The organism is Rhodococcus sp. O3, assembly GCF_048897285.1.
Classification (GTDB): Bacteria; Actinomycetota; Actinomycetes; order Mycobacteriales; family Mycobacteriaceae; genus Rhodococcus.
This window is the reverse complement of sequence record NZ_JBMBTE010000159.1, coordinates 1-9,556: the sequence shown is the minus strand read 5'-3', so window position 1 is coordinate 9,556 and position 9,556 is coordinate 1. Positions and strand designations below refer to the sequence as shown.

Here is a 9,556-nt window from a genome sequence, read left to right as displayed (position 1 = left end):
TCGAAGGACCGGCGCAGGGCGACGGCGACGGTGACACCCGGGCCGACACCGGACGCGACGAGGCGGCGGGCGAGCCGCCGGGACCGGTCCGCCAGCTCGGCGTAGGTGTACTCGGCCCCGTCGAATTCGACGGCCACGGCGTCGGGGGTGGCCGCGGCCTGTGCGGCGAAGGCGGCGGGCAGGGTGTCCGGTCGCGCCGGCTCGGGCGACCCCTGCTCCTCCCCCGCGAACGCGGCGAGGTCCTCGGACAGTTCGGCCAGGGCGGCGGCGACGTCGTCGGGACCACTCCCGGCGAGCCCGGGCAGCAGTCCGGTGAGAACGACGGGAACGAGTGCGTCGGGTCCGATCGCGTCACCCATGGCGGCGCCGAGCGCGGCCAGTTCCTCGTTGAGGCCGGCGTAGGTGACGACGGCACCATCGCGCACCAGCGCGACCCGTTCCGGGTCACGTGAGACGACATTCGCGATCAGTCGCGGCAGATTCTCGAGTTCCGACCGTCCGGAATCCTCGACATCCCGCATCCCGTATTCCACCTTTCCCCACATCGCTGTGCGCAGGCGGAGTCGCCGTCGACACCCTCCCGCGACCGCCCGAGCGCGAGCCGGGAGGTCTCGCAGCATGGTCGTCGCACGGCATGGTCGGGGTCCTTCACACCGCCGCGACCGCGCTGACGATCGCCAAACATACAGGCTGTTTTCTGTTCACGGAACCGCCCGTCCGGACATTCCCGGCGCGGCCCCGGGGTCCGGTACCCCGGGAGCCCGCTGCGCGGAACGCCCTGCTAAGGTCGCGTTCGTCCGACACGGGGTGCTCCGTACGCGCGGGGCTGAGATCACACCCGTAGAACCTGATGCAGTTAACACTGACGAAGGGATGTCCCGGCATGTCTGTGCCCGTCGACGTTTCACCTCCCGTGACCACAGGCCGCTTCACCGATCGGATGTGGCAGCACACCGAGACGCTGCGCCGGTCGATCGACGACCTCGAATTCCTCCACCGCCTGGGCGACGGAACGCTGCCGCTCGACGCCTTCCGCTACTACATCGAGCAGGACGCGCTGTACCTCGCGGGTTACGCCAAGGCCCTCGCGCTGCTGTCCGCCAAGTCCCCCGACCCGGCGACCGCCGCGTTCTGGGCGACCAGTGCCGCCACGGCGGCCACCGAGGAGTCGGCTCTGCACCGGAGCCTGCTCACCGGCGGGGTCCTGCCGCCCGGCGAGGCCGCGCCCGCCCACTCCCCCGCCTGCCTCGGCTACGTCTCCTATCTCACGGCGACCGTCGCCACCGAGCCGTACGCGGTCGGTGCCGCGGCCGTGCTGCCGTGCTTCTGGATCTACGCCGAGGTGGGCCGAGACCTCGCCGCGCGTGCCTCCGGGGTCCTCGCCACCGACCCGCAGCACCCGTATGCGCAGTGGGTGACCACCTACGACGCCCCCGAATTCCACGCCGCGGTCGCGACGGCCCGCGAACTGGTCGACGCCGCGGCGGTCGCCGCCACCGATGCCGACCGTGCCGCGATGCTCGACGCGTTCACCGTCGCGACCCGCTACGAGCTGATGTTCTGGGACACCGCGCTGCACCGGCAGGAATGGCCGGAATCGTGACTCTCCGCCGCCTCACCGCCCTGCTGGTCGCGATCGTCGCGATCGCCTTGGTCCCGGCCTGTTCCTCGTCGGAGTCGGACGACACGATCCGTTTCGCACTGGACTGGACCCCCAACACCAACCACACCGGCCTGTACGTGGCGATGCAGGAGGGGTTGTTCGACGACGCCGGTCTCGACGTGGAGATCCTGCCGTACAACAACACGACCCCCGACACCCTCGTCGACGCGGGCAACGCCGAGTTCGGCATCTCCACCCAGGGGATGACGACGTTCGCCCGCGCCGCCGGATCGCGGACCGTCTCGGTGCTCGCCCCGCTGCAGCACTGGGCGACCGGTATCGCCGTCAAGGCGGACCGCGCCGATCTCGCGCGGCCGAGGGACCTCGACGGTCACATCTACGCCGGGTTCGGCGATCCCGGCGACGAGGAGACCCTGCGTCAGGTCATCCGCAACGACGGCGGCCGCGGCGAGTTCACCTCCGTCGTCCTCGGTACGTCCGCGTACGAGGCGGTGTACTCGGGAACCGCGGACTTCACCGCGTCCTATCTCGCGTGGGAGGGCATCGAGGCCGAACACCGCGGCCTGCCGATGCGCTACTTCTCGTACACCGACTACGGGTTCCCCGACGCCTACGCGATCGTGATCAGCGGCAACGAGGACTGGCTGGCCGAACACCCGGAGCAGGCACGCGCGTTCGTGCAGGCCGTTCAGCGCGGCTACGAGATCGCCGCGGAGGATCCCGATCGCGCCGCCCGGGACCTCATCGACGCCAACCCGGGCGCCTTCGAGGACGAAGCGCTCGTCTTCGAGAGCCAGCGCATGCTCTCGGCGGACCAACTGCGCGACGAGAACGGGAACGTGGGCACCCAGACCCTCGAACGCTGGACCGGCTACTCGCGGTTCCTGTACGAGAAGGGGCTGCTCGCCGGACCCGACGGCCGGCCGCTGACCGAGGAGCCGGACTGGTCCACCTACTTCACCGATGACTACCTCACGTCCTGATCCGTCGTCACCGCGCTGGGTCCGCATCGCCGCCCCCGCCGCGGTGGTCGTGCTCGCGCTCGTCGCGCTCTGGCAGCTGTACGTGACGGTCTCCGGGATCCGCCCGCAGGTGCTGCCCTCCCCCGCGCGGGTGCTCGGGCAGGGGTGGGCGCACCGCGACGACCTGGCCGCCCACACCTGGTCGACGTTGCAGGTGACGATCATCGGGTTCGCGGTGTCCCTCGTGGTCGCGTGGGCCTTGGCGATCGTCGTGGACTTCTCGCCGTGGCTGCGCCGCGCGCTGGTGCCGTTGTTCGTGGTGTCGCAGACCCTGCCGATCATCGCGATCGCCCCGCTGATGATCATCTGGTTCGGTTTCGGGTTGCTGCCGAAGGTCCTGGTGATCGCGCTGGCGACGTTCTTCCCCATGGCGATCGGGCTGATCGAGGGGTTCGCCGCGGCGGACCGGGAGGCCGGGGCGTTGCTGCGCAGCATGGGCGCATCCCGCGGCCAGGTGTTCCGGTACGTGCGCCTGCCGTCGGCGCTGCCGCGGTTCTTCACGGCGCTGCGCATCGGCATCACCTACGCAGTGGTCGGCGCGGTGTTCGCCGAGTACGTGGGGGCCACGTCGGGACTGGGGATCTACATGAGCACCCAGAAGAACTCGTTCCGCACGGATCTGGTGCTCGCCGCGGTGCTCGTCACCGCCGCGCTGTCGCTGGCGCTGTATCTGCTCACCTATCTGGTCGAGCGGATCGTCGCCCCCTGGGCTCTGACCACCGGGAACCGCACATGAGTGCCGTGACCGTCTCCGCGGTGCGCCGTTCCTTCGCGGATCGTCCGGTGCTCGACGGCATCGACTTCGACGTGGCCGGGGGCGAGTTCGTCTCGGTGATCGGACCGAGCGGCTCCGGCAAGTCCACGCTGTTCGGGTTGATCGCCGGTCTCGACACCCCCGACACCGGCACCGTCACCGTCGGCGGCGCACCGGCCGCGCCCGGCCGGGCCGCGTTGATGCCACAGAAGGACCTGCTGTTCCCGTGGCGCAGCGTCGTCGACAACTGCGCGCTCGGCCTCGAGGTTCAGGGAATCCCGCGCGCCGAAGCCCGGGCGCGGGCGGCGAACCTGTTCCCCGCCTTCGGGCTGGCCGGGTTCGAGAATGCCCGTCCCGGGGAACTGTCCGGCGGGATGCGCCAACGGGCGGCGCTGGCACGCACGGTCGTGCAGGGCCGCGACGTCGTGCTCCTCGACGAGCCGTTCGGCGCGCTGGATTCGCTGACGCGCACCGACATGCAGTTGTGGTTGCAGGACGTGTGGATGCGGGACCGCTGGACGGTGCTGATGATCACGCACGACGTGCGCGAGGCGGTGTTGCTGTCCGATCGGGTGCTCGTGCTCTCGCCGCGCCCGGCGCGGATCCGGCACGAGGTGCGGGTCCCGCTGCCCAGGCCGCGCACGCTCGAGACACTCACCGATCCGGATTTCGTGGCGCTGGAACGCGAACTCGTCGACATCCTGCACTCCACCGCGTAGCGGGACTTCGGACCGCTCGAACGAATACCGAAGTGCACCGGTCGGACTCGGGGCGGCTGCGGCGACCGTCTTCGGGTTCAGGTCGCCGGGGCCGGGCCGCCGGGGTGAGGCAGTGTTGCGATGAGGCCCGCGATCAGAATGTCCAGGCCGCGTTCGAGTTCCGCGGCACCGTCGTACGACGCCAGCACGGGTGCGAGGCTGCGAAGGAGCGGGAACTCGCCGATGGGCAGGCGATGCAGGCCCAGACGCAGCAGGTCTTCGTGCTCGTCGGGTCGTTCGACGAGTTCCTGGAGTTCGTTCAGGACGTGACCGTAGAGGAAGCCGAAGAGCGCCCGGTAGACGTGCAGGGCGTCGGTCGCGGTGAAACCGGCCCGGGTGAGCAGGGTGAGGATGTCTTCGAGCGGACGCAGTGTCCCCCTGGGCCGCAATCCGAGGGGTGTCTCCAGGGGACGGGTGACCAACAGGGGGACCACGTGGGGATGCTCGAGCGCCAACCGGCGGAAGTTCCGGGCGACCTCCCGGAGCTGAATCGTCCAATCTCCGTCGTCGGTGCCGACCTCGAGTTGTTCGAGGACACTCTCGGCGACGGCGTCGAGGAGAGCGGCCTTGTTCGGGGCGTGACGGTAGAGGGTCATCGGGTCGCGGCCGAGGACTTTGCCCAGCCGGCGCATGGACAGCGCATCGATTCCGTCGCTGTCGACGATCTCGAGTGCCGCAGCGACGATTCGCCGCTGGGTGATCGGGCCTCGATCACCGCCTGAGCTGCGCGGGGGACGAGCGGGAGATTCGGCCATCGGAGCCCTTCCTTCACTCACTGCTACCAGCGTAGGCCTCTGCCGTAGACCTTGGGTGTAGGTCTACAGTGTTGACACCCCGGCGAAGGCGGCGTTGACTGGTCCTACAACGTGGACCTCGGGCAGCGGTCACGATCATCGTCTTCGGGAACGTCCTTCTCGCCAGTCGCTCTCGCCGCCCACACCCGGGGTTTCCGGGTGAGGTCGGAACCTGGAGCACACCATGGCCATCTCCGACATCAAGGAGTACGCGCATCTCACCGCCGAGGACGTCGAGGCGCTCAGCGACGAGCTGACCGACATTCGCCGCAACGTCGTCGAGTCGCTCGGCGCCGCCGATGCCGCCTACATCCGCCGCACCATCGCCTTCCAGCGGCTACTGGATGCCGCTGCGCGGCTGGTGATCCACGGCAGCAGGGGCCTGCCGGGCCTGATCCTCGGGACGGCAGCGCTCGGTGTGGCCAAGAGTGTCGAGAACATGGAGATCGGCCACAACGTCTCCCATGGCCAGTGGGACTGGATGAACGACCCCGAAATCCATTCCAGCACCTGGGAATGGGACATGGCGGGCCCCTCGTCGCAGTGGCGCTACTCCCACAACTACCGCCACCACGTGTTCAGCAACGTCGTCGGACTGGACGACGACCTCGGCTACGACGTCTTCCGCATCACCCGTGACCAGCCGTGGAAGCCTGTACATCTCCTGCAACCGCTGCAGAATCTGTTGCTGGCCGCCACATTCGAATGGGGCATCGCTCTGCACGACGTACACGCCCGGCCGGACCTCGCCGGTGCCGCCGGGAAATCCGACCGCTTTCGAACGCTGATCAAGAAGATCGCCCGTCAGACAGGCAAGGACTACCTGCTCTTTCCCACCCTCAGCGGACGCCGCTGGCGACGAACGCTGACGGCGAACGTGACCGCGAATCTGCTGCGGAACGTGTGGGCGTACGTGGTGATCTTCTGCGGGCACTTCCCCGACGGCGCCGAGAAGTTCACGCTCGCGGAATTCGAGAACGAGACGAAGGCCGAATGGTACCTGCGGCAGATGCTCGGCACGGCCAACTTCCGTGCCGGCCCGGTGATGGCATTCCTGAGCGGGAACCTCTGCTACCAGATCGAGCATCACCTGTTCCCCGATATCCCGAGCAATCGCTATGCGGAAATCTCGAGCAAGGTGCGAGCACTGTGCGACAAGTACGACCTGCCCTACACCACCGGCCCCCTCGCACGGCAGTACCTGCTGACGCTGCGCACCATCCACAAGCTCGCACTGCCCGACCGGTTCCTGCGAGCGACCGCCGACGATGCCCCGGAGACCGCCTCCGAACTGAAATTCCGCGCCGTGCGTGAGACCGGCGGAGAGGCCCCGGCTTCCCGCATCGGGCTGCGGACAGCCCTGCGCAACCTGCCCCGGAACCGTCGCACCCGCTGACGGAGAACCCCCTCCTCGGCACCCGCCGCGCCGCTGGCCGGCGTAGTACCTTGCTGTCGACGACCGCTCGCTCGGCCGGTCGCGATACTCCCGTCGGGCCGCAGGAACTTGTCGACCCTCCGGCCTCCCGTCACGACAATTGCAGTGCCGCTTCGAGTTCCACGAGCGACTCGTCCAGGTGCACCAGGATCCGCTGCAGGCTCGGAACCGCGCGACGCCCGCCCACGACACCGAAGTCGACGGACTTCTCGGTGTTCGTCACCGTGATGTTCAACGCCAGACCGTCCATGACTATGGAGGTCGGATAGATCCCCTCGAGATGGGATCCCATCCAGTACAACGGCTTCCGAGGACCCGGCACGTTGGAGATGACGATGTTGAACGGTGGCGGGGTCAGCCGGACGAACCCGGGTACCGGAGCCAGGCCGAGCGGCGAGATCATCACCCCGGACCACGCGAGTGCCTGCAGCGCGGTCATGTCACCGAACAGCGACTTACCCTGGCTCATCGAGTCGGAGATCACGGCGAGCCGGTCGAGCGGGTCCGCACGGTCGGTGCCGAGATTGCACAACGTCACACCGACACTGTTGCCACCGTCCGCCGGCCGGTCCTTGGGGCGGAGCGAGACCGGAACCATCGCGATCAGCGGATCATCCGGCAGCGCATCGTGTTCGAGCAGATAGGCCCGCAACGCACCGGCGCACATAGCGAGGACCACATCGTTGCCCGATACGTTCGCGGCACGGCGTACGCGGGCGAGTCGCTCGCGGTCCCAGGACTGCGCGGCGAACCGTCGCGCACCTCCGATCGGCACGTTGAACATCGTGCGGGGCGCCTCGTACGGCAGCGCGACCTTGCGCGGACCGACGGCGAGCCGCCCGATCCGCACTGCCGCCGGAACAGCATCGGCGACATCACCGGCCAGCGACCGCGCCGTCCCGAGCAACGATCCGGCAGTCCCGAGCAACGATCCGGACGACGCAGCGCCGTCGCTGCCGGCTCTGTCCGGGCGCGGCAGGTGCCACGGGGCGACCGGCTCGGCGAGATCCGGGTCGGGGCTCAGGGTGCGCTGCAGCAACCGCAGCGCCGATACCCCGTCGACCAGCGAATGGTGGATTTTCGAATACCACGCGAACCGTCCACCCTCGAGCCCTTCGATCAGGTACATCTCCCACAGTGGCCGGTGCCGGTCGAGCAGGGTGCCGTGCAACCGGGAGACGAGGGCGAACAGTTCCCGGAAGCGGCCGGGGGCAGGCAGTGCCGAGTGTCGCACGTGGTATTCGAGGTCGACGTCGCGGTCCTCGGACCACCACACGTGCCCGAGCGTCGAAACCGGATCGCCGGGACGCCGGCGGAACAGCGGGTCGATGTCGGTGATGCCGATCATGCGGGTGTACAGATCGGCGACGTAGTCCGGTCCGGCATCCGTGGGCGGAGTGAACAACTGGACCGATCCGACGTGCATCGGGTGTTCGCGGGTCTCGGCGAACAGGAATATCGAATCCGTAACGGACATGATTCCCACCTGCGGTGTCCCTTTCGCGAGGATCTCTATCCAGTTACGAACCTGCCGACCATGTTACGTCGGACGTACCGTCGGGTAGTCGGAGTTCAGCAAGCATCCACTGGGGAAGGGGCGAGCGAAAGCAGCGACGAGGAGGCCGCGCATGAACACCGCACTGGCACGTACAGCACTGTCCACCGCAGCCCCGATCGCGCTCGTGACCACCCCGGTGCTGGTGCGCGAATTCGCCGGGATCAGCAACGCTTCACGTCTACTGTCCTTGTCGGTGCGCCGGACCGTTCGTCCCGCCATCGATGCGTGGGCGCTGGCACCGAACCTTCCGTGGCCGACCACCCTCGTCGAGCGGCTCGCGTTTCCGCTCGCCCCGGTGCCCGGCACCCGGCGGTGGCCGGTGAAGCTGCCGACCTGTCCGGCCGAATACCTCGCCGGGCCCGGCGTCGACACGGCGGTACCGGGCGGGCAGACCACCATCCTGTATCTGCACGGCGGCGCATTCCTGTGCTGCGGGCTGGGCACCCACCGGCAGATGGTGTCGCGGATCTCCGCGGCCACCGGCGCCCCGGTGCTCAACGTCGGCTACCGGATGCTGCGCGGCCACCCGATCCGCCACTCCGTCGAGGACGGGGTCGCGGGGCTGCGATGGCTCCTCGCTCAGGGTGTCCCGATCGAACGCATCGTGATCGCGGGCGATTCCGCGGGCGGATTCCTCTCGTTCGCGGTGGCGCTCGAGTCGCTGCGGCTGGGCCTGGGCCGGCCCGCGGGCATCGTCGCGCTGTCACCGCTGACCGACCTCGATCCGCACGGCAAACTCGACCACCCGAATTCGCGGCACTGCGCGCTGTTTCCGCGCCGGGCCGTTCCCGCCCTGGCCTCCCTCATCGAGCGGGTCGACACGGCCCGCGGCGCCGGCCACGAACCCGTCGGCTCACCCGTCGATGCCGACCTGAGGGGTATGCCGCCCACTCTGATCCAGACCGGTTCGCACGAGATGACATTCGCCGACGCCGAGCTCATGGCGCATCGGCTCGGAGCCGCCGGGGTGCCGTGCGAACTGCAGATCTGGGAACGTCAGGTGCACGTGTTCCAGGCCGCATCGGCCGTGGTTCCCGAAGGCGCCCGCGCGGTCGCCGAGATCGGTTCCTTCGTCCGGGCCCTCGACGTGAGCGCCACCCGGAACCCTGCCGTGTGATTCCCTGCCGGGCGATCCACTCGTTCGGCCACGTGGCCGAACCGACCGTCGATCGCCGGATGTGACGCGCGTCGTCGAAACACGCGGGACGCGTGTCGAATCCACCTGCACCGGCTGTCCGCTCGGTACTGTTCGTCTCGGCAACCGCCGCGAGCGGACGCCGACCGTGTTACATCGATCCGAAAGGGACAGCGGTGAGCTCTCTCAACGCAGGCCAGAGCCTCGGCGTCGGCCAGGAACTCAAGTCCGACAACGGTGCCTACGCCCTCACGCTTCAGCAGGACGGCAACCTCGTGCTGAACGAAGGCGGCAAGGCCGTCTGGGCAGCCATGACGAACGGCTCCGGCGCGGTGCGCGCGGATGTTCAGGAGGACGGCAACTTCGTCGTCTACAAGGAGAACAACGAGCCGGTGTGGGCGTCGCAGACCAGCGGCAACTCCGGGGTGCGCCTGACGGTGCAGGACGACCGCAATGTCGTGCTGTACGCCGGTGAT

General features: G+C 68.8%; 9 protein-coding genes, 1 pseudogene and 1 riboswitch. Of the genes and pseudogenes, 7 read left to right on the top strand and 3 right to left on the bottom strand.

Features of this window, described 5'->3' with window-relative positions; all coding sequences use genetic code 11:
* On the bottom strand, positions 1 to 521 hold a 521-nt coding region (locus ACN675_RS25825; protein WP_420753547.1), incomplete at its 3' end, for an AMP-binding protein.
* 272 nt (positions 522 to 793) lie between these two features.
* Positions 794 to 891: riboswitch (TPP riboswitch) on the top strand.
* Between ACN675_RS25825 and ACN675_RS25820 the strand changes: the two genes are divergently transcribed.
* From ACN675_RS25820 to ACN675_RS25805, 4 genes are all read left to right on the top strand, one after another.
* Positions 884 to 1,603, top strand: coding sequence for a TenA family protein (locus ACN675_RS25820; protein ID WP_420753546.1), 720 nt, complete (start codon positions 884 to 886; stop codon positions 1,601 to 1,603). (Overlaps the previous riboswitch by 8 nt.)
* Positions 1,588 to 2,607 carry an ABC transporter substrate-binding protein gene (locus tag ACN675_RS25815; protein WP_420753545.1) on the top strand — a complete coding sequence of 340 codons (1,020 nt, stop codon included), beginning with the start codon at positions 1,588 to 1,590 and terminating at the stop codon, positions 2,605 to 2,607. The genes ACN675_RS25820 and ACN675_RS25815 overlap by 16 nt, the downstream gene beginning before the upstream one ends.
* A complete protein-coding gene (locus ACN675_RS25810; RefSeq protein WP_420753544.1) occupies positions 2,588 to 3,382 on the top strand; it encodes an ABC transporter permease in 795 nt (264 codons plus the stop codon). The genes ACN675_RS25815 and ACN675_RS25810 overlap by 20 nt, the downstream gene beginning before the upstream one ends.
* Positions 3,379 to 4,119, top strand: a complete 741-nt coding sequence (locus ACN675_RS25805) for an ABC transporter ATP-binding protein (protein ID WP_420753543.1) — start codon at positions 3,379 to 3,381, stop codon at positions 4,117 to 4,119. Before ACN675_RS25810 ends, ACN675_RS25805 begins: the two co-directional genes overlap by 4 nt.
* A 77-nt stretch (positions 4,120 to 4,196) precedes the next feature.
* Here the strand turns inward: ACN675_RS25805 and ACN675_RS25800 are convergent, their stop codons facing one another.
* Complete coding sequence (locus tag ACN675_RS25800) at positions 4,197 to 4,913, bottom strand: TetR/AcrR family transcriptional regulator C-terminal domain-containing protein (RefSeq protein WP_420753542.1); 717 nt, start codon at positions 4,911 to 4,913, stop codon at positions 4,197 to 4,199.
* A 223-nt stretch (positions 4,914 to 5,136) separates the two neighbouring features.
* On the opposite strand from ACN675_RS25800, the gene ACN675_RS25795 reads away from it, so the two are divergent.
* On the top strand, positions 5,137 to 6,348 hold the full coding sequence (locus ACN675_RS25795; RefSeq protein WP_420753541.1) for a fatty acid desaturase family protein: 1,212 nt from the start codon (positions 5,137 to 5,139) through the stop codon (positions 6,346 to 6,348).
* A gap of 130 nt (positions 6,349 to 6,478) precedes the next feature.
* On the opposite strand, the gene ACN675_RS25790 is transcribed toward ACN675_RS25795, so the two are convergent.
* A complete protein-coding gene (locus ACN675_RS25790) occupies positions 6,479 to 7,864 on the bottom strand; it encodes a WS/DGAT/MGAT family O-acyltransferase (RefSeq protein WP_420753540.1) in 1,386 nt (461 codons plus the stop codon).
* Between the two features lie 151 nt (positions 7,865 to 8,015).
* Here ACN675_RS25790 and ACN675_RS25785 point away from each other — a divergent pair, with 151 nt between their 5' ends.
* Positions 8,016 to 9,062, top strand: coding sequence for an alpha/beta hydrolase (locus ACN675_RS25785; protein WP_420753539.1), 1,047 nt, complete (start codon positions 8,016 to 8,018; stop codon positions 9,060 to 9,062).
* A 194-nt stretch (positions 9,063 to 9,256) separates the two neighbouring features.
* A pseudogene (locus tag ACN675_RS25780) lies at positions 9,257 to 9,556 on the top strand (lectin); the annotation flags it as partial.

What these genes read in the sequence shown, in the direction of transcription:
- ACN675_RS25820 (WP_420753546.1), top strand. Translation starts at nt 884, where the DNA reads ATGTCTGTGCCCGTCGACGTTTCACCTCCCGTGACCACAGGCCGCTTC.
- ACN675_RS25815 (WP_420753545.1), top strand. Translation starts at nt 1,588, where the DNA reads ATGGCCGGAATCGTGACTCTCCGCCGCCTCACCGCCCTGCTGGTCGCG.
- ACN675_RS25810 (WP_420753544.1), top strand. Translation starts at nt 2,588, where the DNA reads ATGACTACCTCACGTCCTGATCCGTCGTCACCGCGCTGGGTCCGCATC.
- ACN675_RS25805 (WP_420753543.1), top strand. Translation starts at nt 3,379, where the DNA reads ATGAGTGCCGTGACCGTCTCCGCGGTGCGCCGTTCCTTCGCGGATCGT.
- ACN675_RS25800 (WP_420753542.1), bottom strand. Translation starts at nt 4,913, where the DNA reads ATGGCCGAATCTCCCGCTCGTCCCCCGCGCAGCTCAGGCGGTGATCGA.
- ACN675_RS25795 (WP_420753541.1), top strand. Translation starts at nt 5,137, where the DNA reads ATGGCCATCTCCGACATCAAGGAGTACGCGCATCTCACCGCCGAGGAC.
- ACN675_RS25790 (WP_420753540.1), bottom strand. Translation starts at nt 7,864, where the DNA reads ATGTCCGTTACGGATTCGATATTCCTGTTCGCCGAGACCCGCGAACAC.
- ACN675_RS25785 (WP_420753539.1), top strand. Translation starts at nt 8,016, where the DNA reads ATGAACACCGCACTGGCACGTACAGCACTGTCCACCGCAGCCCCGATC.